At 65.5% G+C, this 441-nt stretch carries 1 protein-coding gene; it reads left to right on the top strand.

The window, feature by feature from the left end; all coding sequences use genetic code 11:
* Window positions 1–441: VOC family protein (locus D7V93_RS44090; RefSeq protein ID WP_341871005.1), on the top strand; the 441-nt coding region annotated here is incomplete at both ends.

The following is a 441-nucleotide window of genomic DNA, read 5'->3' as shown; positions in this document are numbered from 1 at the left end:
GCCATGTGGTGCTGTCCACCCGCGACGATGCTGAGGCGTTGCATTTCTACCGAGACGTGCTCGGCTTTCGGCTGCGTGACTCGATGCGGCTACCGCCACAGATGGTAGGGCGGCCCGCCGACGGGCCGCCAGCCTGGCTGCGTTTCTTCGGCTGTAACCCGCGTCACCACTCGTTGGCCTTCCTGCCGATGCCGACGTCCAGCGGCATCGTGCACCTGATGGTCGAGGTCGAGCAGGCCGACGACGTGGGCCTGTGCCTGGACCGGGCGTTGCGGCGCAAGGTGCCGATGTCGGCCACCCTGGGCCGGCATGTCAACGACCTGATGCTGTCGTTCTACATGAAGACGCCCGGTGGCTTCGACATCGAATTCGGTTGTGAGGGCAGGCAAGTCGACGATCGGGACTGGATCGCCCGGGAGAGTACTGCGGTCAGCCTATGGG

This window comes from Corallococcus llansteffanensis, from assembly GCF_003612055.1.
GTDB classification, from domain to species: domain Bacteria; phylum Myxococcota; class Myxococcia; order Myxococcales; family Myxococcaceae; genus Corallococcus; species Corallococcus llansteffanensis.
Note: the sequence above shows the minus strand (reverse complement) of the source record. Positions and strands in the feature narration are given on the sequence as shown.